24 protein-coding genes and 3 pseudogenes are annotated in these 25277 nt (G+C 58.3%); 19 read left to right on the top strand and 8 right to left on the bottom strand.

Annotated features, from left to right (window positions below):
• Positions 1 to 41 precede the first annotated feature (41 nt).
• Positions 42 to 1490 (top strand): M20 family metallopeptidase, encoded by a 1449-nt coding sequence (locus tag AC245Y_RS26720; RefSeq protein ID WP_026157664.1) that lies wholly within the window; start codon positions 42 to 44, stop codon positions 1488 to 1490.
• A 135-nt stretch (positions 1491 to 1625) separates the two neighbouring features.
• On the opposite strand, the gene AC245Y_RS26715 is transcribed toward AC245Y_RS26720, so the two are convergent.
• Together AC245Y_RS26715 and AC245Y_RS26710 are read right to left on the bottom strand one after the other, a co-directional pair.
• Complete coding sequence (locus AC245Y_RS26715) at positions 1626 to 2066, bottom strand: DMT family transporter (protein WP_017996950.1); 441 nt, start codon at positions 2064 to 2066, stop codon at positions 1626 to 1628.
• The gene (locus tag AC245Y_RS26710) at positions 2063 to 2545 is read right to left on the bottom strand and encodes a DMT family transporter (RefSeq protein WP_017996951.1); all 483 of its coding nucleotides are present in this window, start codon (positions 2543 to 2545) and stop codon (positions 2063 to 2065) included. Before AC245Y_RS26710 ends, AC245Y_RS26715 begins: the two co-directional genes overlap by 4 nt.
• A gap of 192 nt (positions 2546 to 2737) precedes the next feature.
• Between AC245Y_RS26710 and mug the strand changes: the two genes are divergently transcribed.
• The 4 genes from mug to AC245Y_RS26690 all read left to right on the top strand — a co-directional run bounded on the left by mug (position 2738) and on the right by AC245Y_RS26690 (position 6321).
• Positions 2738 to 3295, top strand: a complete 558-nt coding sequence (gene mug, locus AC245Y_RS26705; RefSeq protein WP_026157665.1) for a G/U mismatch-specific DNA glycosylase — start codon at positions 2738 to 2740, stop codon at positions 3293 to 3295.
• Positions 3296 to 3347: 52 nt separating this feature from the next.
• Positions 3348 to 5108: an MOSC and FAD-binding oxidoreductase domain-containing protein gene (locus AC245Y_RS26700; RefSeq protein ID WP_017996953.1), complete on the top strand. Its 1761-nt coding sequence runs from the start codon at positions 3348 to 3350 to the stop codon at positions 5106 to 5108.
• A gap of 88 nt (positions 5109 to 5196) precedes the next feature.
• Positions 5197 to 6042 (top strand): pirin family protein, encoded by an 846-nt coding sequence (locus AC245Y_RS26695; protein WP_017996954.1) that lies wholly within the window; start codon positions 5197 to 5199, stop codon positions 6040 to 6042.
• A 60-nt stretch (positions 6043 to 6102) separates the two neighbouring features.
• Positions 6103 to 6321, top strand: a complete 219-nt coding sequence (locus tag AC245Y_RS26690) for a hypothetical protein (RefSeq protein WP_003553121.1) — start codon at positions 6103 to 6105, stop codon at positions 6319 to 6321.
• A 151-nt stretch (positions 6322 to 6472) separates the two neighbouring features.
• On the opposite strand, the gene AC245Y_RS26685 is transcribed toward AC245Y_RS26690, so the two are convergent.
• The 4 genes from AC245Y_RS26685 to AC245Y_RS26670 form a co-directional block, all read right to left on the bottom strand.
• Positions 6473 to 6994, bottom strand: coding sequence for a hypothetical protein (locus tag AC245Y_RS26685; RefSeq protein WP_020487134.1), 522 nt, complete (start codon positions 6992 to 6994; stop codon positions 6473 to 6475).
• Between the two features lie 94 nt (positions 6995 to 7088).
• Entirely contained in the window at positions 7089 to 7499 is a 411-nt protein-coding gene (locus AC245Y_RS26680) for a TIGR02588 family protein (RefSeq protein WP_017996956.1), read from the bottom strand.
• A gap of 6 nt (positions 7500 to 7505) precedes the next feature.
• Entirely contained in the window at positions 7506 to 8375 is an 870-nt protein-coding gene (locus AC245Y_RS26675) for a TIGR02587 family membrane protein (protein ID WP_026157666.1), read from the bottom strand.
• 169 nt (positions 8376 to 8544) lie between these two features.
• Positions 8545 to 9432, bottom strand: a complete 888-nt coding sequence (locus tag AC245Y_RS26670; RefSeq protein ID WP_017996957.1) for a DUF1206 domain-containing protein — start codon at positions 9430 to 9432, stop codon at positions 8545 to 8547.
• Positions 9433 to 9643: 211 nt separating this feature from the next.
• Here AC245Y_RS26670 and AC245Y_RS26665 point away from each other — a divergent pair.
• From AC245Y_RS26665 to AC245Y_RS26605, 13 genes and pseudogenes are all read left to right on the top strand, one after another.
• A pseudogene (locus AC245Y_RS26665) lies at positions 9644 to 10649 on the top strand (IS30 family transposase).
• 705 nt (positions 10650 to 11354) lie between these two features.
• Positions 11355 to 11510 (top strand): hypothetical protein, encoded by a 156-nt coding sequence (locus tag AC245Y_RS26660; protein WP_003563084.1) that lies wholly within the window; start codon positions 11355 to 11357, stop codon positions 11508 to 11510.
• A gap of 145 nt (positions 11511 to 11655) precedes the next feature.
• Complete coding sequence (locus AC245Y_RS26655; RefSeq protein WP_003563085.1) at positions 11656 to 12360, top strand: GntR family transcriptional regulator; 705 nt, start codon at positions 11656 to 11658, stop codon at positions 12358 to 12360.
• 778 nt (positions 12361 to 13138) lie between these two features.
• The gene (ccoN, locus tag AC245Y_RS26650) at positions 13139 to 14761 is read left to right on the top strand and encodes a cytochrome-c oxidase, cbb3-type subunit I (RefSeq protein WP_003563088.1); all 1623 of its coding nucleotides are present in this window, start codon (positions 13139 to 13141) and stop codon (positions 14759 to 14761) included.
• An 8-nt stretch (positions 14762 to 14769) separates the two neighbouring features.
• Complete coding sequence (ccoO, locus tag AC245Y_RS26645) at positions 14770 to 15504, top strand: cytochrome-c oxidase, cbb3-type subunit II (RefSeq protein ID WP_003563090.1); 735 nt, start codon at positions 14770 to 14772, stop codon at positions 15502 to 15504.
• Positions 15505 to 15512: 8 nt separating this feature from the next.
• Complete coding sequence (locus AC245Y_RS26640; protein WP_003549664.1) at positions 15513 to 15665, top strand: CcoQ/FixQ family Cbb3-type cytochrome c oxidase assembly chaperone; 153 nt, start codon at positions 15513 to 15515, stop codon at positions 15663 to 15665.
• Between the two features lies 1 nt (position 15666).
• Positions 15667 to 16530 (top strand): cytochrome-c oxidase, cbb3-type subunit III, encoded by an 864-nt coding sequence (gene ccoP, locus AC245Y_RS26635; protein ID WP_017996960.1) that lies wholly within the window; start codon positions 15667 to 15669, stop codon positions 16528 to 16530.
• 11 nt (positions 16531 to 16541) lie between these two features.
• Positions 16542 to 16727, top strand: a complete 186-nt coding sequence (locus tag AC245Y_RS26630; RefSeq protein WP_017996961.1) for a hypothetical protein — start codon at positions 16542 to 16544, stop codon at positions 16725 to 16727.
• Positions 16728 to 16926: 199 nt separating this feature from the next.
• A complete protein-coding gene (gene ccoG / locus AC245Y_RS26625; protein WP_003563094.1) occupies positions 16927 to 18495 on the top strand; it encodes a cytochrome c oxidase accessory protein CcoG in 1569 nt (522 codons plus the stop codon).
• Positions 18492 to 18977: a FixH family protein gene (locus AC245Y_RS26620; protein ID WP_003563096.1), complete on the top strand. Its 486-nt coding sequence runs from the start codon at positions 18492 to 18494 to the stop codon at positions 18975 to 18977. Before ccoG ends, AC245Y_RS26620 begins: the two co-directional genes overlap by 4 nt.
• The gene (locus AC245Y_RS26615) at positions 18974 to 21259 is read left to right on the top strand and encodes a cation-translocating P-type ATPase (RefSeq protein WP_017996963.1); all 2286 of its coding nucleotides are present in this window, start codon (positions 18974 to 18976) and stop codon (positions 21257 to 21259) included. The genes AC245Y_RS26620 and AC245Y_RS26615 overlap by 4 nt, the downstream gene beginning before the upstream one ends.
• Positions 21256 to 21414 (top strand): cbb3-type cytochrome oxidase assembly protein CcoS, encoded by a 159-nt coding sequence (gene ccoS, locus AC245Y_RS26610; protein ID WP_003549679.1) that lies wholly within the window; start codon positions 21256 to 21258, stop codon positions 21412 to 21414. Before AC245Y_RS26615 ends, ccoS begins: the two co-directional genes overlap by 4 nt.
• Positions 21415 to 21448: 34 nt before the next feature.
• The gene (locus AC245Y_RS26605; protein WP_017996964.1) at positions 21449 to 22120 is read left to right on the top strand and encodes a Crp/Fnr family transcriptional regulator; all 672 of its coding nucleotides are present in this window, start codon (positions 21449 to 21451) and stop codon (positions 22118 to 22120) included.
• A 352-nt stretch (positions 22121 to 22472) separates the two neighbouring features.
• Here the strand turns inward: AC245Y_RS26605 and AC245Y_RS26600 are convergent, their stop codons facing one another.
• Positions 22473 to 23012, bottom strand: a complete 540-nt coding sequence (locus tag AC245Y_RS26600) for a hypothetical protein (RefSeq protein WP_017996965.1) — start codon at positions 23010 to 23012, stop codon at positions 22473 to 22475.
• A 588-nt stretch (positions 23013 to 23600) separates the two neighbouring features.
• On the opposite strand from AC245Y_RS26600, the pseudogene AC245Y_RS26595 reads away from it, so the two are divergent.
• Positions 23601 to 24538: pseudogene (locus AC245Y_RS26595) on the top strand (IS3-like element ISRle4 family transposase); the annotation flags it as partial.
• A gap of 167 nt (positions 24539 to 24705) precedes the next feature.
• Here AC245Y_RS26595 and AC245Y_RS26590 read toward each other — a convergent pair.
• Positions 24706 to 24984: pseudogene (locus AC245Y_RS26590) on the bottom strand (glycerophosphodiester phosphodiesterase family protein); the annotation flags it as partial.
• Positions 24985 to 25277 lie beyond the last annotated feature (293 nt).

Here is a 25277-nt window from a genome sequence, read left to right as displayed (position 1 = left end):
AACACATCCCTGTGGCGGCAGGGCAGACAGCGAGGAATACCATGAATCTTGACGCGATCAGCTCCATTGCCGCGACGATCGAAAAGATCAAGCCGGACTATACTGCCCTCAGCGACAGCATCTGGGACTTCGCAGAGTTGAAGTTCGAGGAGCGGCGCTCGTCGCAATTGCTGGCAAGGACACTCGAGGAAAACGGCTTTGCCGTGCGCCGCGGCGTCGCAGGCATGGAAACGGCCTTCATCGGCGAATCCGGCAGCGGCAAGCCGGTGATTGCTTTCCTCGGAGAATTCGATGCCCTGGCCGGAATGAGCCAGACCGCCGACCTAGCCGAGCCTCTTCCCGAGGCGGCGGGAGCGACCGGTCACGGCTGCGGGCACAATCTGCTTGGCGTCGGATCGCTGATGGCGGCGGTTGCGCTTGCCCGCCACCTCAAGGAGAACAACCTGCCCGGAACAGTGCGCTATTATGGCTGCCCGGGAGAGGAGGGCGGTTCCGGCAAGACCTTCATGGTTCGTGCCGGCGCGTTCGATGACGTCGATGCTGCCCTGACCTGGCATCCGGCTCCGTTCAACGGTGTTCGCTCGACGAACAATCTTGCAGTTCTCGAATATTACTATCGCTTCAGGGGTGTCGCAGCACATGCGGCCAACAGCGCCCATCTCGGCCGCTCGGCGCTCGATGCGGTCGAACTGATGAATGTCGGCGTCAACTTCCTGCGTGAACACATGCCGCAGGATTGTCGCGTTCACTACGCGATCACCGACACCGGCGGCAGGGCCGCCAATGTGGTGCAGGCCAGCGCCGAGGTTCTCTATCTGATCAGGGCGCCTGACATGCCGCAGGCGCTTGAGCTTGCCGGGCGGGTCGAGAAGGTTGCACGAGGTGCGGCGATGATGACCGAAACAGAGGTCGAGATCGTGTTCGACACCGCCTCGACGAACCTTCTTCCCAACATCACACTTGAAACGGCGATGCACGAGAACATGGTCGCCCTCGGGCCGATAGCCTTTGACGAGGCCGACATCGCCTTCGCGAGCAAAATCCAGGATACCTTCACACCCGAAGCGATCAGGAGCAGCATCCGCCTCTATCAGATCAAGGGCGATGTGTTCTCCAACGCCAAGGTCGATGGCTCGGCGCCCCTGCACACCGGCCTGCGCGATTTCGAGGGACAATCGCATTTCCGGGCCGGATCGACCGATGTCGGCGATGTCAGCTGGGTGACGCCGACCGCGCAATGCTGGGCACCAGCCTGGGCGATCGGCACCAATCCCCATACCTGGCAGGTCGTCGCGCAGGGAAAAAGCCCGGCCGCGCACAAAGCCATGGCGCATGCGGCCAAGACGCTTGCGACAACGGGGCTCGCATTGATGTCGTCATCCGGCCTTCTGGCAGCCGCGACGGCCGAGTGGCGGGAAAAGACCAGCGGCAAAGCCTATGTGTGCCCGATACCTGACGATGTCATGCCTGCATCGGTTCATAGTCGCTAATCCTGCCCTGAGAAGGCCGCGCCGAAAAGATGCTGCGGGGCGGGGAGGCATCCCCCGCCGTCCATCCGTCCCTTGGCCTGCGATCGGTCGATCAAATTGCCCGGTCGGCCATGGCGTCGAAAGCCATCCGCTTGGCTATTGAGGACCGCCGGCTTTGCGTCGTCCCCGGCTGACCATCATTCCGCCGACGATGAGAGCAATTCCGGCGGCGTTCGCCCAAAATGACGCTGGGACGGCGCTGATATAATCAAATGCCACCCCTGTTACCATCTGGCCACCAATGATCAGCAGAGCCGAATTCACTGCGCCTATTCGAGCAATGACCCAACTGCCCGCCGCCACGAAGATGACGCCGATGGGACCACCCAGATAGGCATACCAAGGCGCCTCGGCCGCACCCGCAGGAAGCAGACCTCCGACAAAGAGACCAAGGCAGGTGAGGGCGGCAAAGCCTATCGCATGGTTCCAGAAGGATGCGATCAGCGGCGTTGTCGATATGCTCAACCGTCCATTGAGCTGACGACTGAGGCCGACGAGCACACCGCCCAGGCATGCCAGGAGAATGAATATGGTCACGCCGCACCTCGCCCGAACAATATAATGAGTGCGGCCCCGGTGACGACCAAGCCGAGTGCTACGATGTCTCGTCTATCTGGGCGCCGCTTTGGCAGACCGAACAGTCCCCAACTGTCGGCCGCGACGCTGAAGGCGACCTGGCCTGCCAAACCCAAAGCCAAGGTGCCGGAGAGCCCGAGCGGTGAGTTGACCGCGGTCGAGGTCAGAATGACCGTTGCAGCGCCGGATATCCCTCCGAGATAAGCCCACCAAGGTGCCCTGGGAGCTTTTTCTACCCTAGGCGTGCGCCGGCGTTGGACCATCAGGAGAAGAAGGACAGCGGCGATGATGCCCGTGCCGTGTGCGGTCCAAGATGAGAACAGAGGATTGCCATAACGGGCCAACTCGCCGTTGAGGTGCACCATGAAAGTCAGGAGCCCGCCCGTGGCAAAAGCTCCAACGAAGTAGATGGGATGCGAACTACGTGCTTCGGTGGTCATTGCAGATCCTGTCAAAGAATCGATTAGGCCCAGATTTTCAAATTGCCACTAAGGCCATCCATCGGCATTTTCAGCAAGATGATTGACACCGTGTCTGTTAGACCAACCTCTCCTTGATGGTGTTCAGGAAGCTCGTTTCGATCGATGCGCGGTTGGTGTATTTGACAGGCTTAATTCGAGCGATGTCCCATAATGCAAGATGATGCCATGTCCGGGAACCTCGATGGCACAGGCGACCCGACAATGCCGAAAGCCGGATTGTCGGAAATTCTCGCTCCTGGCCTTTCCGTGGTTTTTTGCGGATTGAATCCGGCTCTGTCCGCGGTTCGCGACGGCCATAATTTCTCGAACCCGAGCAACCGTTTTTGGCGGGTCTTGCATCTCGCCGGATTTACACCGCGTCTGCTGCGGGCGGATGAAGAGCGCGAGCTGCTGCAATTTGGCTGCGGTCTGACATCCGCGGTTTCACGTCCTACGAAAAGCGCAAACGAGCTCAAGAAGCAGGACTATCGCAGCGCCGCGCCCGTCCTGGAAAACAAGATACGAAAGATTGCGCCAGCCAATTTGGCCTTTCTCGGAAAGGCGGCATACGCGGCGATCAGTCTTCGAGCCGATGTTGAATGGGGTCGGCAGCCTGAGGTATTTGCCGGCGCAGACGTCTGGCTGTTGCCAAATCCGAGCGGCCTCAACAGAGCCTTCACCTTGACGACATTGACCGAACACTATCTCGACCTGAGATTGACGCTTTAGCCGTCCTTCGTCGATCTCGAAATTGCGGTGATCATCATTCGGGAGAAATGTCATGGTACACTTGCTTTCGGTCAATGTCGGCCTGCCGCGCGACATCACCTGGCAAGGCAAGATCGTCAACACTGCCATTTGGAAAACGCCGGTCGACGGCCCGCGTATGGCGCGGCGCCTGAACGTGGATGGCGATGGACAAGGCGATCTGGCTGGCCACGGCGGCGAACGCCGCGCAGTCTTTGTCTATCAGACCGATTCCTATGGGTACTGGCAGGAGCACTTGCGCCGAGACGACTTCGTCTACGGGCAGTTCGGCGAGAATTTCACCGTCGATGGCTTGCCGGACGTAGAGGTATGCATAGGAGACCGTTACCGCATCGGCGGCGCCCTGTTCGAAGTGACGCAACCGCGCGTCACCTGTTACCGGCTCGGCATACGCATGGACGAGCCGGAGATGGCCGCGCTGGTCGTCAAACACGGCCGACCTGGTTTCTATTTCCGTGTGCTGGAGGAAGGCGAAGTGCAGGCCGGCGACGAGATCACCAAGGTCGCGTCCGGACCGGAGGGCATGAGCGTTTTCGAGATCAACGCGCTGCTTTATATGCCGGGTCACCCTCACGATCAGTTGGAGCGCGCCCTGCGCATCCCGGCACTAAGCGCAGGATGGCGCGGTTCATTCGAGGCGCTGCTCAAGCAGCAGCGTAAGCAGGGCGCGACGACAGGGAATGCCGGGCTGGCAGCCGCGTCCGGGCCGCCTCCGGCATGGCGCGGATTCCGCCCGTTGCGGGTGTCGCGCAAGGTGCGCGAAAGCGGTAGCGTCGTTTCCCTCGTGCTCGAACCGGCAGATGGCCAACCTGTTGCCGCAGCACTCCCCGGGCAGTTCGTGGTGCTGCGGTTCGGCCCGGCTTCGGCGCCTGCGCTGACGCGCAGCTATTCGCTGTCGGGCGAGCCCGGCGGCACGCATTATCGCGTCAGCGTCAAGCGGGAAGCCCATGGCGCTGCCAGCGGTTACATCGACGAGGAATTGCAGGTGGGCGACATCGTGCAGGCAAGTGCGGCACGCGGCAGTTTCACGTTGCGGTCGGGCGATACGCCGGTTGTTCTGTTGAGCGCCGGGATCGGGGTGACGCCCGTGCTCGCGATGCTTCATGTTTTGGCCGCCGAAGCATCGTCCCGGGAAGTCTGGTGGCTATACGGAACCCGCAACGGCCGCGAACATCCCTTTGCCGAGGAGGCGCGCGGGCTGCTTAAGAAGCTTCCTCACCACCACAGCCATGTTTGCTACAGCACTCCCGACCCCAAGGATCGGCCCGATATAGATTTCGACGCTCGCGGCCATCTGAATGCGCAGGCGCTCAAGTCGCTCAACCTGCCGCGCGATTGTGACGTCTATGTCTGCGGGCCGTCGAGCTTCATGAGCGATCTGAGCGCCGGCCTTGCAGCCTTGGGCATCGCGCCGAACCGGATCCACACCGAGATGTTCAGCGCGGGTCCCGCGATGACCCCGGGCATAGCTGCCTCGCCGCGCCGGCCACCACATTTGCCGGCAGGGCTTGCAGATTCCGGGCCACTGGTGTCGTTTGCCCGCACCGGCCTTAATGTGCGCTGGGAGCCGACATTCCAGAGCTTGCTCGAGTTGGCCGAGGCCTGCGACGTGCCAGTGCGATGGTCGTGCCGCACCGGCGTCTGTCATACTTGCGAGACCGGACTTGTCGAGGGAAGGGTCCATTACCGCCCGGACCCCATCGATGCGCCGGCGGACGGCAATGTGCTGATCTGCTGCTCAAAGCCTGACGGCGACATCGTGATCGATTTGTAGAGCGGGACGACGCACGCCCTGGCTCTTGATCACGACAGGCGCGGTCGTGGCCCGGGCTCATCACTGCCTTGCAAGCATGGAGGATGCGATGCTGCTCAAGGGCGAACGAACATTCGTGGTGCGGGATATGGGAGGCTTCGTCGCGCACCTCAACATGCCGGGGTGGTTGAAGCCCAAGCCCACCGATCACGGCCACGGCCCTCTTGCCATGGTCGTTGAATCCATCCTCGATCCTGGCCGCCTGATCGCCATGCATGAGCACAGGAACGACGAGATTATTTCCTGGGTGCCGGAAGGCGTCATGCGGCACGACGACAAGGCCGCCGGCCGACTGGTGATCGACCGCGACCATCTGATGGTGATGAATGCCGGAGCAAGCTTTTGGCATTCCGAAGAGACGCTGGCATCCGACCCGCCTCTGCGAATGCTGCAGATCCTCGTTCGCCCTTACGCGGTCGATCTGGAGCCGAAGATCCAGCATGGGCCGATGCCAGCTGCCGCGGCAAACGTCTGGCGACACCTGGTCGGGCCGGAAGGAGAGGGTGCGCCCTTCTATGTCCGCAGTGCGATCGACGTCTTTGATATCCGGCTAGACGCAGGCATACGGGTGGAATTCCCGCGGAAACATGGCCGAGACCTCTATTTCTATGTCTTTAGCGGTTTCGTTGTCATCGATACGCAGCCGTTCGCAGAAGGCGAGCAGGGGCTGCATTTATCGGATGACAAGCTCGAAGTAGAGGTGCAGAGTGCAAGCACGTTGGTCGCGTTTCTGCTCGACCCGAACGCATCTATCACCAGGCAGGGGACTGTCGGCGACCACAAGAAGATCCCGCCGGCAATCATTATTCGCGCGTTCCTGCGATGGAGGAAATTTCGCCATATGTGGCGTCGTCATCTTTCGCATCGCCGCTCGAAGACCGAAAAGGCGATATGAATGGAACAAGGATGCCCCTAACGGGTTTCGAACCTTAGCGTTCAATAGGAGGAGCATTTCATGCCTACGGTTGCCGCCACACCCATCACCCCACCGGACCAGCACGTTGTAACGGCGCGCGAAGCCATCGAGCCGCTTTATGAGAAGCTCGAGCTCCAAACGGAATCGCTGGTCCTGTCTGCGGCGCTGGAAGCGGGATGGTCTTCGGACGAGGCAACCAAGGCACTGGCGACGCTCAGACTTCAGGACGCACTTTCCACCCTTGGACGAACAGCCTGACCAATAAAACTCCGAGAATAATCAACTGTCGGAATGGGCGACTATTGGTTTACTCAACGGTCTCGCGCGGCGTGCTGCTAGAACGGGCGGCGCGTGATTAGCGGCGTGCCCTCGCATTTTCAGTTTGACCAGCCGTCCCAGGGAACCTCAATTAATCTCTGGGCCATGCGCGAACCAAGTATCCATCGGCGCCCTCGATAGGGTCGCTGCTCGGGATCGAGAGTTCGGCAATGGTCAAAAGCTGCTCCCGAGACGGAGCTGATGTCAGTATGTCTGCATGCTGTCCGGGCGGATAGCCTCCCACCACGGAAAAATCCGCACTCGCCCCAAGGTTCCGATGGCCGGTCCCGGCTGGCAAGATCAGACAATCGCCCGCTACGACATCGATTTCTTTGCCCTCTGGCCCGCCGAGCAAAAGCTTGGCCGTGCCCCTGGCAATACCAAGCACCTCATGGGCACCAGAATGATAATGGTCGTAGGTGAAGATTCCATTCCGCCATATCCCAGTCCATCCGTTGCTCGCGAACAGGTCTTCGAAACTCTTGCTGCCTGCTGCGGCTGAAAGCGCACGTCGATAGATTAGAACTGACAGTTTCGGGTTGTTTGGCACCCAGCTGCTTCGCTGTAGCTGCAGCTCGTGTACGACAACCGGGTCAGTGGCATCCTCGGTCATAAAAATGTCTCCCAAGCATATATCCGATCTTCGTTGAACTAATAAGACTGGCACGGTTGGGGAGGCGCTGGGTCTCGCAAGAATCCCAACGCGACTATGGCTCATCAAATGAGGACGCTCTGACCGTCAACGTCTTCCCGGCGGGGTCTTGCTGGAATATCAGCCCACCTTTGGCTTTCGAGTGTCCCGGGACATAATCCAAGACGGTCTCGACGTTTTCAAGCACCGCACCCTGTTCTCGTATCTCGCCCTGGACGGTTACCTGCGACGCGGTCGCGCTTGAATCGTTTCGGATTTCGAAGAGGACCTGAAAGCCACCCTCGCGCTTTTCGGTTTGCAGCACGACCCCGACCAGATTCGGCGAAGAGTCACGGTCCACCAATGCATCCTTGCCAATCCAAGCAATCACGCCAAGGACAATGACGGCCGAGACGACGCCCGTGACCCATTCAATCCAATGCGGTTCGCCTGCTTCCAGATTTTTGCCGTTGGAGATTTTTGTCATCGTGCCTCACAGGATCAGGCGAGCTGCTGCCGCGCCAATGGCACCGGGAAAGCTCAGAACGACAACGGCCATAAGGATTTGGGTAGACCCGATGTCATCGGTTCTATGGAACGTCCAGAGGCAATAGGCACTGATCAGACCGGCAATTACATAGCCCGGCAGGGTGAAGCGAACGAAAGCGTGCCAGCTTGGCGTACCCTCGGCGAGATCGTGGCTCCCCTTGAAAGAAAGGGCGTAAACGAACCCATGCATGACCGCCAGCGAGGCGGCGATCATGAGCAGTCCATGCCACGGCGTCATCTTGTAAGAGAGCAAGATCATTTCCTCGGTGGGCGCGACGTTGAGGTTGAGGAACAGGGCGCCGACCGCCATCAGGAATAGTTCACCGGCATAGCTCGTTTCCCGTTCGTGGATTGGGTCATCACTATCGCGCTCCTTGGCATCGTCACCATCGTCCGACTGTCCGCCGAGCTGGCTCCGACCTAGCATCGCGCCGATGCTGGCAGGTATGGACTGGATCGCGATCATTCCGATCATCTCGTGCGGAGATTGGTCGTATTTCAGAACCCCCATGGCGAAGAGGATCAGTGCGCTGCCCAGAACCCCAAGGCCGTAGGCAATGCTTGCGTCACGGATCGCTTGTCGCCAGGTCGACGTCCGCTCAAATCCGATCCGGTCCGAGAGAATAACGAGAAGGGGAATATTGACGATCAGCAAGAGAAACAGGCGGCTGCGGTCCATGTAGAAGCCGAGCTCCCACATTTCCATGGTCATGAACATGGGCAGCGCGAAAAGCAATGCTCCCGCAATACCGCGTGCGATCCCTGCAAAAAATTTGCTTCTATCGAAATCCTCACGCGTGATCGCGACACTCAAGTTTGATCTCCCCTAAATGAAAAACTCCCACCACCCGTAAACCGAGGCAGCGGCATTCAAAGCGCACGCGCTCGCTGCAGAAGCGCGGGTTGGACGCATGAGCACCAGCGCCGCCGAGGTCAAAGCCGTCATGGACATCAAGGTTGACATGACTTTTCTCGAATGCTTCTCAGTTGTGAGATAGTGGCAGCTCCGACCGTACCTGCGAGAGATTTGGTGTCGACACGGTTCGATATCGTGCCTCGACCAAATTATAGATCCCGAACGCAGCCAAGCCGATAGCCACGACGAGGTAGAGAACAGCTCCGAAAGGAAGCTGTCTCACGAAGGTCAAGGCATCACTTATGCTCCCTGCCTGGCCCCGATCGACGGTGAAGGCCGCATAGCAAAAGAAGACGCCGACGATCACGAAAACGATCCCACGGGAAACAAGCCCATAGACGCAAATCAATAACAGAGGTCGGCTTTGACCGAGCGTGAGATATCGCTCAAATCGCCTCGTGATACCTTTCAACGCGGTAACGGCACCACCAACGACAAACCCGAGACCAATCGCACCGGCTAGGAATCGACCAAACGGTTGCGACATGACCCAAGCTGCTAAGCCCTTTTCTCCGCCGTCGCCACCGGATCCAAAACCAAGGGCGTCCTGAAAGGCGTATATCGCCAACCCCATGTACGTCACGGCGCTCCCGAGGAGGGCGGCACGGATCAGGTAGCTTTTCACACTGTGGTCATGGTTGTCTGCGTTTGCGATGGACTGGGCAAGCCGCCATGCTACGAAGCCGAGTAGCCCGAGCCCTATCAAGCCAAGCCACACCCGGCCCAATGGCTGTTCCAAGACAGCGTCGAGCGCCGATTTGGTATCGGCCTTTCCGCCGCCGAAGCTCGAAAATACTGCCAGCGCAGCAACGAGCAAAAACACAATGCCTCGGGCGCTATATCCAGCCCGCGCAAGCCATTCAAATTTCGACCTGGTCATCTCTGGTTCCCCCGCCGCGGATTTAACGAGCGCCCAGCAAAACAGTTCCGACTTCTCCGCGATGAATGTCTTCAACGAGGCAAGGTCCTCGAACTTTTATCGCAAATTTGACTGTCGGACGCCAACAGGGGTTCCCAATGAAACGAGATTGCGAGCAGCGCGAAACGCGGCTCAATTTCAGTTCCATAAGTATGCTTACGCCACATTCGCATGTAAGGGTGTGGGTTCAAGGATGAAGTGCGACTTGCAATAGAGAACAACGGTTTATCCTTGCAAGGAACGAGACATGAAGCGCACCTACTCCCAGATTGATATCGATGAACGCCGCAAGATTGCCCGCTGGCGCACGGCTGGGATCAGCGTTGACGTGATCGCCGAGAAGCTGCACCGACATCCTCAACCATTTTCCGTGAGCTGCGCCGCAATACGTTTGAGGATCGTGAGATGCCGGACCTCCACGGTTACTACTGCGTGATGGCCAATGACATGGCGCGAGAACGGCGTGCCAAGCTGCGCAAACTTGCCCGGTTCGCGCAGCTCCGCCAGTCGGTGATCGAGCGCATCATGCATGGCTGGTCGCCGCAACAGATCGCCGGCCGATTGCAGCTTGAGCGCCATCCGATCTCCGTCAGCCATGAGACGATCTATAAGTTCGCCTATTCCTCGGACGGTCACGCCATCAAACTGTGGCGACACCTGCAGGAGCATCGTGCCAGACGCCGGCCGCGGCACGCCAGACGCCGCCATGGCAAGCGGTTCATCCCGGATGTCAACATTCTCTACCGGCCAGACGCCGTCGCCGAGCGAAAACAGTTCGGGCACTGGGAGTGCGATCTCATCCAGTTTCGCAAGAAGTTCGGCAAGGCCAACGTGACGTCACTGGTCGAGCGGGTCAGTCGCTTTGCCATTTTCCTGCGCAACAATGACCGGCAATCGAGGCCGGTGATGGACGGCCTGATCCAGGTGCTACAATCCCTGCCCCACCTCGCCCGTCGCTCGATCACCTTCGATCGTGGCACGGAGTTCACCGACTGGCCTTACCTGCAGGCCAGCATCGGAGCGCAGACATGGTTTTGCGATCCGCAATCCCCGTGGCAGAAGGGCACTGTCGAGAACACCAATAGACGGGGCCAGGAAATGGCTTTCGAGAGAGGTCGATCCACTGTCTCTCGGCGACCGCGATCTCACCGAGATCTGCAACCGCCTGAACGCAACGCAAATGCCTCGGCTACAAAACGCCGGCAGAAGTCTTTCGCCAGAAACTTCTCGCCCAAATCAGGCGCACCGGTTAGCCTCTCAAAACCCGCAAGTCACGGTCCGCCATTAACTCACAACGGCAGAAAGTCGCGCTCGTCGAAGCTGTATGTCATGGCTCAAATTGGATTTGGCATCACGGACACGTCGCTGCCTATTTTGCGACACCGTCCTATCAAAGCATCAGCAGCGTCAGCTTGTCGATCTAGCGCACCAACTCAATCTACAGGCTCTTAAATCTGTGTGACTTAGCGCGCGGGCTAAAAGTCTTCGTTATCCACATGCTCGTAAGTTCTCGATCCCCTACCCCGACACAGCGATAATTCACTTCTATTGTGTTATCCATGTCCATTGATTTTCTACAAGGAATTCACTTGCGTGGCCATGCGTTCCTAGGTGAGGAACTAATCGATCCACCTAAAATGTTGGGATTGTCTAGCAAGACGGAGAACCCATCCGACTGCTTGGGCGGTTGATAAGGGAACATGACCATTAAGGCTTTACGAACCGCCAACTGCCGAATCTTGTTGCTAAACATTTACCGCTGTCTGACTAATACATAAAAAATTTCAATGTTACTAAGTAATTCGGCGGCAGCTAAAATACAAAATCAGACGCTAGTGCGGCAATCCAGAATATCAAAAAATATATTATCCTCATATATTGATCTGTGGCGAGCCGCCGTCTAGATCTGGTCAACACGCGGCGCGGGGGCCTACCCCGGTCAGCGAAGGGAGGCTTAGATGAACCGACGTGACAACATGCACACCGACAAAGCCAGAATCGATCGGCCAGAGATGAAGGACGGCCTTCTCGTTGGAGAACGTGACCGCGACCTCTTGCCCGTGGCATTGAACTCAGCGGCCAGAGAATACGATAAAAGCCAACTGGGGCTGTAATACAGGCCGCCCATTTTCGCTCGAGCCAAAATTCGTGCCGGCATAGGGGCCAAATAGTTCAGCCTTGAATTCGGAACGACGCCCGATATGAACGAATAAGCTCCTGTAGGGTCCTTAAAGGACATCGACAGAGGAAAACTATCAAATGCGGTGTTGCAAGAACGAGCCCCCACGTCGCGGGGTCGATTCAAATTTTGACATTGAACCAGAACCTGCAAAGGCCGATATTGCCTACGATGCTATTCGACGATTGCTCCACAGTTACGGTCGTGTGCCGGAGCAACATCTCAGGGAACAGGATCTGGCGTCTAAGCTCGATATTGGTCGAACCCCAGTTCGCGAAGCACTTCAACGGCTAGCAGCGGAAGGAAAGATCCAATACATCCCTCAAAGAGGTTTTTTCACGAGACCGATGTCAGAAAATACACTGTTGGATTTTTACGTTGTTGGACGCGAGACCCTCATTTCGGCCTTAAATCGAATGCGGCCGCAGGTACCAGAGAGCTGGAGCGTGTCGGACAAATTGTCCCCTGACGAACTCGCCTTAAGGGCAGAAGCGATCTTCTCTAAAATCGCCGAGGAAGCGGCCAATTGTGAGGCCTGCAAAATCGTCCACCGATTCTGTTTTTGTACTCACCCTCTACGAATGGAAATAACCGCGTCCGATCTTCGGCCCGCGTTTGTCAAAAGTCTCGGAAGACTAAGTGCCGCAATGTCTGAACTAGGCATGGCAACGGACCGGGCGCAGTCCGCGTTGATGAACCACCTTGATCTAGAACAGGGTGCCGTCTCAAGGATCGTACAAGAGGTGAACGAACGTGGACTAACAGGATTTTCTCGCCCCGCGTGAGTCTTGTGATCGCATACCGAAGCCCCAAGCCGAGAATTCAATCGACGCCGCTCTGTGGTTTCGAAAGCCCCTCGTAAAGACGATCTCGCAGTTGAGGCGATTTTGGGTGATCGTACTCCGGCAAGCCGGAGGAGCGGGGAGAAAACCTCACTGCTGCAATGCTGCCAGAAGAGTAAAGCGGTCAGATCCTGCGACGGTTCGAGAACATCTTGGCGGACCTTCACTGCCCCTGTGGTCCCCAATCTTACTCCCGTTCGATGCAGAGCTCCGCATAGCCTTCGACGATGACCTGTTCGCCTCACAACTAAGCTGCAGCCACGCCGATGCGGGTTTTCGTGGCCGCGGTCTTCACAAGATCAGCCATCATCTCCTCGCCGGGCTGAAGGCGAACATGATCACAGCCCCTCCCCGACGTTGAAGGTCACGCCCCTCGGCTTAAGCAAAGTCAAAGATGGCCCCGCATAGCCCCGTTGGCGACGGCTCGGCGGTGTACTTCGCGAATGTCCTCTTCCGCAAGCCACGAAATCATCTGGGCGCTCGACTGCGGCCTGCGGTTCCTGCGAAAAGTGTTGATCTGCATCTTCGTGTTTGTCGTTTCAGTGTAGCCATCAGACTGGCGTCCAAGCCCCTTCACGAATGAAACAACCTCGCACATAGTGGGAAAACGCTGGCCTAGTTTGACTTGGATCAAGAGGCCAGCACCGGCTTCATGACAGTCCTGGCGCAAGTACCAGAAAGCCGGCCGGAAAACGGCCGTCTGTGCACTGAGGACGATATCATGAATTACACAACGGAAACGATGGTGATCACGGTCGCGGCGTTTCTGGCGCTGCTAGGAGCTGCATTCGGGCATGACCACCTCTTTGCAGTCCACATGGGTATTCTTTGCTTCTGCCTGCTCGCGGGTGCTGCGCTGCTGATCAGCAAGGTTGATTTTTCACCTGCAGCCCACAGGCGGAAAGTCGATGTCTCGGGCTATTTCGACGAGGTGATCCGATACGGCTTGATCGCCACCGTGTTTTGGGGCGTGGTCGGCTTTCTGGTTGGCGTGATCATCGCGCTGCAGTTGGCTTTCCCGGACCTCAATGTAGCGCCTTACCTTAATTTCGGCCGTCTTCGACCGGTGCACACCTCCGCCGTAATCTTCGCCTTCGGCGGCAATGCGCTCATCATGACCTCATTCTACGTGGTTCAGCGAACGTGCCATGCACGCCTTTTCGGAGGCAGCTTGGCCTGGTTCGTGTTCTGGGGCTACCAGCTCTTCATCGTGATGGCTGCGACCGGCTACGTGCTCGGCATCACCCAAGCCCGTGAGTACGCTGAACCTGAGTGGTACGTCGATCTGTGGCTGACGATCGTCTGGGTCGCCTACCTCGCCGTGTATCTTGGTACGATCCTGAAGCGCAAAGAGCCGCATATCTACGTAGCAAACTGGTTCTACCTCGCCTTCATCGTCACCATCGCGATGCTGCACGTAGTGAACAACCTTGCGGTTCCCGCCTCGTTCCTGGGGTCCAAGAGCTATTCTGCCTTCTCAGGCGTCCAAGACGCGCTGACCCAATGGTGGTACGGCCACAACGCCGTCGGCTTTTTCCTGACCGCCGGCTTCCTGGGCATGATGTACTACTTCGTGCCGAAGCAGGCCAACCGACCCGTTTATTCATACCGGCTCTCGATCATCCACTTCTGGGCGCTGATATTCATGTACATCTGGGCCGGCCCGCATCATCTGCATTACACGGCACTGCCCGACTGGGCCCAGACGCTTGGAATGGTTTTCTCGATCATGCTCTGGATGCCCTCCTGGGGCGGCATGATCAACGGTCTCATGACCCTTTCAGGTGCCTGGGACAAGATCCGCACCGATCCGATCATCCGTATGATGATCGTCGCCATCGCCTTTTACGGCATGTCAACCTTCGAAGGCCCGATGATGTCGGTGAAGACAGTCAATTCGCTCAGCCACTATACCGAATGGACGATCGGTCACGTGCATTCCGGCGCACTCGGCTGGGTTGGAATGATCACCTTCGGGGCGATCTACTTCCTGACGCCGAAGCTATGGGGACGCGAGCGTCTCTATAGCCTGCGGATGGTCAACTGGCACTTCTGGCTCGCAACTCTCGGGATCGTCGTCTACGCAGCCGTGCTTTGGGTTGCGGGGATCCAGCAGGGGCTGATGTGGCGCGAGTACAATTCCCAAGGCTTCCTCGTCTTTTCCTTCGCGGAGACGGTCGCGGCGATGATTCCCTATTACGTGCTGCGCGCTGTGGGCGGGACACTCTATCTGGCGGGCGGTCTCGTCATGGCCTGGAACGTGTTCATGACGATCCGCGGCCGCGTGCGCAACGAGGCTGCAATCCCAACCACTTTCGTGCCCCAAGCACAGCCCGCCGAGTGAGGTGAGACATGGCATCGATATTGGATAAACATAAGGTCCTGGAGAAGAACGCGACCCTTCTTCTCGTCGGCTCGCTGCTCGTCGCGAGCATCGGCGGCATCGTCGAAATCGCACCGCTGTTCTACCTGCAGAACACGATTGAAAAAGTGGAAGGCATGCGGCCGTATACGCCGCTCGAGCTGGCCGGACGAAACATATACATCCGCGAAGGCTGCTATCTCTGCCACAGCCAGATGATCAGGCCGTTCCGCGACGAGGTCGAACGTTACGGCCATTACTCGCTCGCCGCCGAGTCCATGTACGATCATCCTTTCCAGTGGGGATCCAAGCGAACCGGACCGGATCTGGCCCGTGTCGGCGCACGCTACTCCAACGAATGGCATGTCCAGCATCTCGCGGATCCACGGGCAGTCGTGCCGGAGTCGATCATGCCAAGTTACGCCTTCCTCAAAGAACAGAGGGTGACGGTCAAGGACGTGGGAATGGACCTGAAGGCCAACGAGGATGTGGGCGTGCCTTATAACGACGACATGCTGGCGAACGCAGAGGCCGACATTAAGGCCCAGGCCGATCCGAACGCAGATACGACGGCGCTGCTCGCCCGCTATCCGAAGGCGAAGACCGGCGATTTCGACGGCGATCCTGCTGCGCTGACCGAAATGGATGCCTTGGTGTCCTACCTGCAGATGCTCGGAACATTGGTCGATTTCTCGACCTACGACGATGCGACCGGCTACCGATGAGGTGATCCATGGAAACCTACACTGCAATGAGACACTTCGCCGACAGCTGGGGCCTCCTGGCAATGGCGGCATTCTTCGTCGGCGTCGTTGTGTTCACCCTTCGCCCAGGCAGCAAGCAGACGGCGAAAGAGGCCGCCGATATTCCCCTAAAGGAAGATTGAGATGTCGGAAAAAGATATCGACGAATTTAGCGGCGTCGAAACGACCGGACATGAATGGGACGGCATCCGCGAACTCAACAATCCGATGCCCCGCTGGTGGGTATGGACCTTCTACGCCACAATTGTCTGGGCGTTGGGCTATGCAATCGCATATCCCGCGATCCCGATGATTACCGACGCCACGAAGGGCATGCTGGGCTTTTCCAGCCGCGCCGAGCTGCAGCAGAACCTGGATCATGCCAAGGCATCGCAGACGACGCTTCATGATCTGATCGCCGCCAAGACGGTACACGAGATCGATTCCGATTCTGCCCTTCGCGAATTTGCGGTCGCCGGCGGCGCATCTGCATTCAAGGTGAACTGCGCGACATGCCATGGCTCGGGAGCAAGCGGCGGCCCGGGATTTCCGAACCTCAACGACGACGACTGGCTATGGGGCGGAGACCTGGATGCCATCCAGGCGACGATCGCGCAGGGGATTCGTTTCGACGGGGATACGGACACTCATGCGTCCGAGATGCCGCCGTTTGCCGATGTTCTGGATCCCCTCCAAACAAGGCAGGTCGCGGCTTACGTCTGGGGACTGACCAATACACCGTCGGACCCCGGTCTCGCAGAGGCCGGAAAACAGGTCTTCGTCGATAACTGTGCCGCATGTCACGGTGACGACGCCAAAGGAAAAGCCGAAATGGGCGCGCCGGATCTCGCCGATGCGATCTGGCTGAAGGCACGCGGCGAGGATGCGATCATCCGTCAGGTGGCCGCTCCCAAGCATGGCGTCATGCCTGCCTGGGCAGGGCGTCTCGGCGATACGACGGTCAAGGAACTTACCATTTTCGTGCATTCGCTTGGCGGCGGGACGTGAGGAGAAAAGCCATGGCAGTTCACGGCCACAACCCGATCCTCGATCTCTATTGCACGCCGCGCGCCACCATACGATCGCGTGTGTCGGCGCATGCCAAGACGATGCCCCGTCACTCCGAGCAGGACGATCCGACAAAGATCGGCAATTCGACGGTAAGTTTGACCTGTGTCAAGGACCACAAGCAGACGCGCCGTTAGTCCTTAGCTCGTCGAGGATGTCCCAACCGTACCTCTCCTCGGCAGCTCCTGCAGGCCACGCCCTCTGTCCAGGGCGTGGCCTGTTCCTTTTTCAGGAAGATCACTTTCCCACGCCATCGCATTTGGGCATTTCTTGATCTGCATCAAGGAACTGATGTCCCGCAGGTGGGAAAAGGGGAGGTCAAAATCGGACAGAGCCATGAATCTCTCTAGTGCCCCATATCCCAACGACATAAAGCGCGTCGGCGTCGAGCCCGTCAATGCACGCCGTAACAGGCAGCCCCGCTATGCCCCCCGGAAGAAGATTTTTCCCAAGCGCGCCGAGGGGAGGTTTCGCCGGTTCAAGTGGATCGTCATGCTGATTACGCTCGGCATCTACTATCTCGCGCCATGGGTTCGCTGGGATCGCGGTCCGTACGCGCCTGACCAGGCAATCCTCATCGACCTGTGTTCACGGCGCTTCTTCTTTTTCTTCATCGAAATCTGGCCCCAGGAATTTTATTATGTAGCGGGCCTCCTCGTCATGGCGGGGTTCGGCCTGTTTCTCGTCACTTCCGCGGTTGGCCGCGCATGGTGCGGCTACGCTTGTCCGCAAACCGTCTGGGTTGATCTTTTTCTCGTCGTCGAACGTGCGATCGAAGGCGATCGAAACGCGCGAATGAAGCTTGATGCTGGTCCCATGAGCTTTGCCAAGCTGAGGAAGCGTGTCGTCAAACACTCGATCTGGTTGCTGATCGGCGTCGTCACGGGCGGAGCGTGGATCTTTTATTTTGCCGACGCGCCGAGCCTGTTTGTTTCGCTGTTCACCGGCCGCGCTCCTGCAGCCGCCTACACCACCGTCGCCATCCTTACCGCGACGACCTATGTGCTCGGCGGTCTCATGCGAGAGCAGGTGTGCACCTATATGTGCCCATGGCCACGCATCCAGGGTGCGATGCTCGACGAAAATTCTCTCGTCGTCACATACAATGACTGGCGGGGCGAGCAGCGGTCGCGTCACGCCAAGAAGGCTTTGGTCAATGGCCTATCGGTCGGGGATTGCGTGGATTGCAATGCCTGCGTGGCGGTGTGTCCGATGGGAATCGACATTCGCGACGGACAGCAGATGGAGTGCATCACATGCGCGCTCTGCATCGACGCCTGCGACGGTGTCATGGACAAGCTCGGAAAGCCCCGCGGCCTGATCGCCTACGCCACGCTGAGCGAATACTCGAGCAACATGTCGGTTGCCACGGATGAAGGACGAACGGCCGTCCAGCCGTCCAGGGTTCGAAACGAGGATGGGACCTTCGTTCCGGCGATCCGGCACTTCGACTGGCGTATTATCTATCGTCCGAGAACCGTGTTTTACGCAGTCGCCTGGGCGTCGGTCGGCGTGGCCATGCTCGTCCATCTCACCTTTCGGGAGCGCCTTGAACTCAACGTCGTTCACGACCGAAACCCCCAATATGTTCTGGAAAGCGACGGCTCTCTCAGGAATGGCTACACGCTTCGTGTCCTGAACATGGTGCCGACGCCGAGGGATGTGAACATAAGCCTGGTCGGGCTGGAGGGGGCGACGATGCGCATCCCCGAGTTCGGCAAGGAAGACGCTCGCAGCTTTACAGTCCATGCCGAACCCGACGCGGCCACGACGCTCAAGGTCTTTGTTACACGCAAGCCTACCGGAGCCGCGATCAATGAATTTCTGTTCGTTATCGAAGATACCGATCATGCCGATCGGGCAACCTACCGCGCGGCGTTCAATGCACCGGGAGACATCAAATGAAGACCTCCGCTCAAGGTTTTACAGGCCTGCACATGCTGCTTGCGACCTCGGCATTCTTTGGCGTGGTGATCGCGGTGAACGTCACCATGGCCTTCTATGCCTCCTCCAGCTGGAGCGGTCTGGTCGTGGAAAACACCTATGTCGCCAGTCAGGAGTTCAACCGCAAAGCGGCGGCGATGAAGGCAATGGCCGCTTCCGGCATCGAGGGCAACCTCTCCATAAAGGGGCACGAGATCCGCTACGACATTCACGACAAGAGAGGATCGCCTGCGATCGTCGACGACGTCGTTCTGAATTTCAAACGGCCCGTCGGAGACCACGAGGACTTCCTCCTTACGCTCAAGAAGGCAGCCGCGGGGCGGTTCGAAGCGGAACATGATCTAGCCGAAGGTGACTGGATCGTCGAGGCCATCTCGCGCAACGGCGGCGTGGTCGTCATGCATGAGGCAAAACGCATCGATAGCGCGGAGTTGGACCAATGACCTGCTGTACCATGGACGCGGAAAGCGTGCTTGCCCTCAGCACGACATCATTCAGTGCCGAAGAGGTCCGTCTTGCCAGTCAGCCGCTCGGCGAGGGATTGCGTCAGCTGGACCTGAGTGTTCCCGACGTTCACTGCGGTGGCTGCATTTCGGCCATAGAAAGGGCGCTGCTGACACTTCCCTTCGTCAAGACGGCGCGCGTCAATCTCACGGCTCGAAGGGTGACCTGCGTCTACCAGGAGGAGATCGAGACGCATGCCGCCGATCCGTCCGAGATCCTCGCAGCGATCAACTCGGCCGGATATCGCGCGCATCTCTTCACGCCTTCAGCTCCCGAGAACGACAAGACCAGAAATCAGCTTCTCCTCGCGATCGGCGTTTCCGGTTTTGCGGCCGCCAACATCATGTTGCTCTCCGTATCGGTCTGGTCGGGTGCAGATGCCGCGACGCGCGATATGTTTCATTGGATCTCGGCGATGATAGCAGCGCCCGCGCTGGTTTATGCGGGGCGCTTCTTCTTCAAATCGGCCTGGAATGCGCTGCGGCACGGGCGCACCAACATGGACGTTCCGATCTCACTCGCCGTGTCGCTCTCCTATGCCGTTTCCTTGTGGGAGACCGTCCATCACGGCGAGCATGCGTGGTTCGACGCTTCGGTCTCGCTGCTCTTCTTCCTGCTGATCGGCAGAACCCTCGATCATATCATGCGGGAAAAGGCTCGGGCAGCGATCAACGGACTGGCACGGCTGGCCCCGCGCGGAGCATTGCTGATCAATCCGGACGGGTCGCGACGCTACATTGCGGTAGAAGAGATCGCGGCGGGGGATGAAATCTCGATAGCCGCAGGCGAACGGGTTCCCGTCGATGGCATAGTCGTCAGCGGAGAAAGCGACCTGGACCTCTCCATCGTCACCGGCGAGAGCAGCCCCGTCGCCGTCGCCAGCGACAGCGAAGTGAGTTCCGGGGCGATGAATCTGACCGGCTCGCTCGTGTTGCGGGCGACGAGAATTGCCAAGAATTCACTTCTCTCGGAGATCATCGGCCTCATGGAAGCCGCCGAGGGCGGAAGAGCTCGCTATCGCAGGATCGCCGATCGCGCTGCGACACTCTATTCGCCGGTCGTGCATCTGCTGGCGTTGGTCTCCTTCCTTGCCTGGGGCTTCCTGGGCGGAGACTGGAAACAGGCCATGCTGGTCGCCGTAGCGGTCCTGATCATCACCTGCCCATGCGCATTGGGTCTTGCCGTGCCCGTGGTCCAGGTCGTCGCCGCGGGGGAGCTTTTCCGGAAGGGCATCATGGTGAAGGACGGCACAGCACTCGAAAGACTGGCTGAGACCGACACCGTGGCCTTTGACAAGACGGGCACTTTGACGATGGGCAGTTCGCGCCTTGTCAGAGTGGATGCCATGGACGAGAGCGCCACTGCAATCGCCGGTGGATTGGCAGCGCATTCACGGCATCCTCTTTCTCGGGCTCTGGTGCGGGACACCGAAACTGCCCCCATCTCCTTCGACAGGGTCACGGAAATCCCCGGCGGGGGACTGGAAGCCAGGAACGGAGCGGATATCTATCGCTTGGGCAACGCGGCGTTTGCCTGCGGAACCAGCTTCGTGCCCCGCACCGCCGACAGTCCGTTCTCGGAAGTGGTCCTGTCGAAGAATGGCGTCGATCTTGCCCGCTTCTTCTTCGATGACACGCTTCATCCGGGTGCGTGCGAGGCCATCGACCGGCTCGATGCAGCCGGCCTTGAAACGCTGATCTTGTCGGGCGACAGGCAGACCGTCGTCGACAATACGGCGCATGCCCTGGGTATCGACAGCGCTTTGGGCTCTCTGACGCCGAAACAGAAGGTCGAGGAATGCCAGAGGCTGAATGGCGAAGGTCGTCGCGTGCTCATGGTTGGCGACGGGATCAACGACGCCCCGGCGCTTGCTGCCGCGCATGTCTCGATGGCGCCCGCCACGGCCTCCGATATCGGCAGACAGGCGGCCGACCTCGTCTTCTTCAACGATCGCCTTGACGCTGTTCCGGAAGCGATCGCCGTTGCGCGACGATCCGCCAGCCTCATCCGGCAGAACTTCGCTCTCGCCATTGGTTACAACGTTCTGGCGGTGCCGATCGCCATCGCCGGATTGGCGACGCCGCTGATAGCGGCGGTGGCAATGTCGACATCTTCGATCATCGTCGTGACCAACGCACTGCGGCTGAACGCCCTCAGCAAGCGTCCGGGTATGCACACTCGAGGAGGGATCGGCAGGAGTGCGGAGGTCAAAGCCGCATGAACATGTTGATCTATCTCATACCGATCGCGCTACTGATGGGAGGAATAGGACTCCTGGCATTCCTTTGGTCGCTGAAGAGCGGCCAGTATGACGACCTTCAAGGCGCCGCCTGGCGAATCCTCGCCGAGGACGAAACCGATCAACGAGAACCCTGACCGCACACTGGGTCCAAACACGAAAGGAAGATGGATGCTTGCGAAAAATTCTGTACTTCTGCAGTCTGAACTGTTCGCTGGTTTGGATCAGGCGACTGCGGAGCAATTCACCGCAACGGCTGAGCTTCGAACCTTCGCCGCTGACGAGAAGATCATAACCGAGGGTCAGCAGGCATCGTTCGTCTACTGCGTCATGAACGGGTTTGTCCGACTTTCAAAATCGGAATCCGCCGGGCGCGAGGCGGATATCTGCGTGTGCGAGCCGGGCGACACCTTTGGGGAATATCTCCTCGTGGGGGGCGACTCCTATGCCTATAGCGCGCGGTCCGCCGACGGGGCCGAGGTCGCGCTGTTTGCGGTTACGGACTTGCAGGCGTTCGCCGCGCAATATCCGGTCGTACATCGGAACGTCATGCGCATCATGGTCAGGCACCTGCTCGGCGCGATGGATTGTATTGCGGGAGATCGGCTGTTGACGGCCGCGCAACGGGTGGCAAGCTATCTCATAAGCCGCTGCTCCGCATCGACGACCACCACACGGATCACGTTCCGTATTCCTTATCGGAAGAGAATCCTAGCCGGCAAACTGGGATTGGCACCGGAAGCCCTTTCCCGCGCATTTGCGGCGCTTGCGGCGTCGGGCGTCAAAGTCAGAGGCAAGGCCGTCCTAATCGACAGCGTCGATCTGCTTCGCGAGGCGTGCTAACCTTAACTAACCGGCACAAGATATCCGAGATGAGGCTCAAGCAGAAACGCCTCATGAAAATCGGAAGGCTGCTTGATTTCGATCGATCCCGCCTCTGACACATCTCAGCGATCATAGATCCAGCGTCCGATCACACCCATGCACCCCGCATGACACATTGCCGCCCTCGCAATATGATGCGGGCATTGGGTCTGTGAGGGGTGCCGACTATTGATGGTCACGCAATCCGTCCACTCAGCTGCCTGGAGACGGCTCTGTTTGTTTGTCACGATCAATTTCTCGCGCAGCTTTCCCCGCTAACCGTCGTCCCTGGAACTGGTTCCGTCTAACTGCCGTCGGAACAGAATGAGAGTCACTGGCGTTCGATTTTGTTGCTGATCTCATTTCGAGCCACCGAATTAACATTGGACGGAGGATTGCCAGGACGAGCCGTACCACAAGGGGTTTTGATTTCACCCGAAAGGTACTGGCCGCTATTGCATGGCAGCATGTCGACATCGAGAAAATCGCTCGACTTCAGGGAGTTCTGATACGCTATTACTTCTTTCATGGACAACGGCGTCGAAAAGATCGTCACTCCCTCAAAGCCCGGCAGTGCCTCTACTGGCTCGATCATGGGCGAGCTCTGCCCGGGCACCGCGGCCGCGCCAATAACCCATGGCCCAACCGAGCCGAAAGTGACGGATTTCGGCCGGCCGGTTGGCGTACCAGAGCTGTAGGCAGAATGCGGGAAACCGCTGTCGAGCACTGCCTCATCCCATTGGTAAGCTGTAAACACCAAAAGATAGGTATATGGCGCGAAACGGTCGATGCGAAGTTTGCCGTCTGGAGTGAAGGTGTAGTAAATCCACTCTGTGCCGGAGAATGCGCCTGTTGGCCCCACAACGTTCATATCCCACGGCTTTTGCCACCACGCAGTATCCGCCCTTCCACTTTGAAGCGGCTTTTTGCAAAAGACCACTTTTGACCATTGGCGTTAGGCGTGGCACCTAACGCGAAGGATAGGTAGGCGCCGTTCGAAGTTGAACTGAGTAGCGACAGCGCGCTACCGCCGTTAGGAACGGGATTATCTCGGGTTTTTTCCACCAAAAGGACTGTGAATCCTCGGTCCGGTCTGATCGATGCGGGTTGACTGGTCTCGACTGATCCGTGCGGTGGAAAGTTGAAAGAAGTCTTGTTGGTATAAAAGTCAAATGCCTGCCTCGTATTTTCAGGCACTGGATAATCCAATCCTGCCGCCGAGTCGTGTATGTACACCTTTGGATATCGCCCGAAAATCGGCACGACCTTCGGTGTGAGGGTCTGAGATACTTTGCCGGATGCGCTTCTAAGACAATTGGCTTCATCGATGCATGATGCTGATTGGCCCACGCCAGCAGCAAGACAACCCACCGCAGAAAACAGTAGGAAGATTCTTTGCCATAATTCATAAAACAATCCTTTGTGGACGCGTTGGTCTCGCCTTAGCGAAAGACCTTTTGGGAAAGAAGTGGTGACGCCCGCGGCCAAGCGGAAAGCTGTCGCGCATCTGATGAGCCATCATGAGATGAGCGAACGGCGGGCGTGTAAAGCCATTGGTTTTTGCCGAATGACGGTCCGTTACGAGACCAGGCGCGACGATGATCATGAGCTTCGCGAGCGAATGAAGGCGTTGGCGCATGAACGTCGCCGCTTCGGATATCGACGCATTCATGTGCTGCTCCGGCGGGAGGGTCACCTCGTGAACCACAAGAGGCTCTTCCGGCTCTATCGGGAGGAGAAACTGACGGTGCGCAAGCGCGGCGGTCGCAAGCGAGCGATAGGCACGCGAGCGCCGATGCTGGTGCCGATGGTGGCCAATGATCGTTGGTCGCTAGACTTCGTGTCGGATCAGTTCACCGATGGGCGCAGGTTGCGGATTCTGACCGTCGTCGATGATTGCACGAGGGAGTGCCTGGCGCTCGTCGCCGATACATCGCTTTCCGGTCTTCGCGTCGCACGGGAGCTTGACCGGATTATCGAGGAGCGCGGCAAGCCGAGGATGATCGTCAGCGACAACGGCAGCGAGTCACCAGCAACGCGATCCTGCAATGGGCGGACCGGACCAAAGTTGACTGGCATTACATTGCGCCTGGCAAGCCTATCCAGAACGCTTTTATCGAAAGCTTCAACGGGCGGCTGCGACACGAGTTCTTGAATGAAACTCTGTTCTCGTCGCTTGCTCACGCCCGGTCCGCGCTTTCAAACTGGCGTAGCGATTACAACAATCAACGCCCGCATTCAGGCCTTGGTTGGCTGACACCGGCCGAATTCGCTCAGACACTCAACCCGCGACGTGATGCGGTGCTGCGCAGCCGAAATGGCTCCGCACCGCAACCCGCCGCTACCGAACCAACAACAGCAACCAAAAACCGCTGGAGCGAACTCAAGACTGGATAAAACTTGGGGGCAAGGTCAGGATCGGTCGGGTCCTGATCATCGACCGCCGCCTTGACATCCACGATCATCACGTAACCACGACCATCGTCGGAAACAAATTGGGCGAGTAGATCGAGCGCGGCAGAGAACGTCAGGAACTTAGCCTTGTGCCCCTGCGAATCCGTAAAAACGCGACCATGCCGGTCCCTTAGATCCGTCCGGCTCAATTGAGAAAAGTTTTGGTTATATAAAAAACCGCTTCCAGTTGACACGCGGTCAATCCTGTAGTCGTGAGATAGAACGACTTCTTTGTCCGCAGTGAAGCGGGCGTCGACTTCCACGCTCTCGATTTGCGAATTCCAGGCGTCTTGCAAGGCGTAGGCAGAATTCTCTGGATAGATCTCCCAGGATCCGCGGTGTGCAGATAAGATGACCAGGTCATCGTCGGGTTCCGGCACCTTAAACATGTTTCTCGTAATCGCACTTACAAGATATGGTGAAGGCTTTACCGGCAGCAGAGCCGCTGCTTCGGCACTAGATGAAACGCCGAAGGCAAAAAAAGAAGTCAATATGAGCGATGCTCGCAGACACGACCGGCCGCAGAGGTGGCCAAAACGCCAGGAGCTAGAATGAAGAGTCGCTGACGCTGCTACGTTGTTGCTGGATTGCATAAAGACTCAGAACCTTTCGATGATAATGTTCGTCAGCTCGCTACGTCGTACCTCTTACACCTGCGGCTTTTTTGCAGCACAAGCATCTC

This window comes from Rhizobium sp. SRDI943 (genome assembly GCF_057653695.1).
This window is presented reverse-complemented; position numbering and strand designations above follow the sequence as displayed.

Coding starts and splice junctions, on each gene's coding strand:
- AC245Y_RS26655 (WP_003563085.1), top strand. CDS start 11,656: ATGCGGTGTTGCAAGAACGAGCCCCCACGTCGCGGGGTCGATTCAAAT.
- AC245Y_RS26640 (WP_003549664.1), top strand. CDS start 15,513: ATGGAAACCTACACTGCAATGAGACACTTCGCCGACAGCTGGGGCCTC.
- AC245Y_RS26600 (WP_017996965.1), bottom strand. CDS start 23,012: ATGAACGTTGTGGGGCCAACAGGCGCATTCTCCGGCACAGAGTGGATT.
- ccoS (WP_003549679.1), top strand. CDS start 21,256: ATGAACATGTTGATCTATCTCATACCGATCGCGCTACTGATGGGAGGA.
- ccoG (WP_003563094.1), top strand. CDS start 16,927: ATGAATCTCTCTAGTGCCCCATATCCCAACGACATAAAGCGCGTCGGC.
- AC245Y_RS26720 (WP_026157664.1), top strand. CDS start 42: ATGAATCTTGACGCGATCAGCTCCATTGCCGCGACGATCGAAAAGATC.
- AC245Y_RS26695 (WP_017996954.1), top strand. CDS start 5,197: ATGCTGCTCAAGGGCGAACGAACATTCGTGGTGCGGGATATGGGAGGC.
- AC245Y_RS26700 (WP_017996953.1), top strand. CDS start 3,348: ATGGTACACTTGCTTTCGGTCAATGTCGGCCTGCCGCGCGACATCACC.
- AC245Y_RS26690 (WP_003553121.1), top strand. CDS start 6,103: ATGCCTACGGTTGCCGCCACACCCATCACCCCACCGGACCAGCACGTT.
- AC245Y_RS26680 (WP_017996956.1), bottom strand. CDS start 7,499: ATGACAAAAATCTCCAACGGCAAAAATCTGGAAGCAGGCGAACCGCAT.
- AC245Y_RS26620 (WP_003563096.1), top strand. CDS start 18,492: ATGAAGACCTCCGCTCAAGGTTTTACAGGCCTGCACATGCTGCTTGCG.
- mug (WP_026157665.1), top strand. CDS start 2,738: ATGCAAGATGATGCCATGTCCGGGAACCTCGATGGCACAGGCGACCCG.
- AC245Y_RS26615 (WP_017996963.1), top strand. CDS start 18,974: ATGACCTGCTGTACCATGGACGCGGAAAGCGTGCTTGCCCTCAGCACG.
- ccoP (WP_017996960.1), top strand. CDS start 15,667: ATGTCGGAAAAAGATATCGACGAATTTAGCGGCGTCGAAACGACCGGA.
- AC245Y_RS26685 (WP_020487134.1), bottom strand. CDS start 6,994: ATGACCGAGGATGCCACTGACCCGGTTGTCGTACACGAGCTGCAGCTA.
- AC245Y_RS26605 (WP_017996964.1), top strand. CDS start 21,449: ATGCTTGCGAAAAATTCTGTACTTCTGCAGTCTGAACTGTTCGCTGGT.
- AC245Y_RS26630 (WP_017996961.1), top strand. CDS start 16,542: ATGGCAGTTCACGGCCACAACCCGATCCTCGATCTCTATTGCACGCCG.
- AC245Y_RS26660 (WP_003563084.1), top strand. CDS start 11,355: ATGAACCGACGTGACAACATGCACACCGACAAAGCCAGAATCGATCGG.
- AC245Y_RS26710 (WP_017996951.1), bottom strand. CDS start 2,545: ATGACCACCGAAGCACGTAGTTCGCATCCCATCTACTTCGTTGGAGCT.
- ccoN (WP_003563088.1), top strand. CDS start 13,139: ATGAATTACACAACGGAAACGATGGTGATCACGGTCGCGGCGTTTCTG.
- ccoO (WP_003563090.1), top strand. CDS start 14,770: ATGGCATCGATATTGGATAAACATAAGGTCCTGGAGAAGAACGCGACC.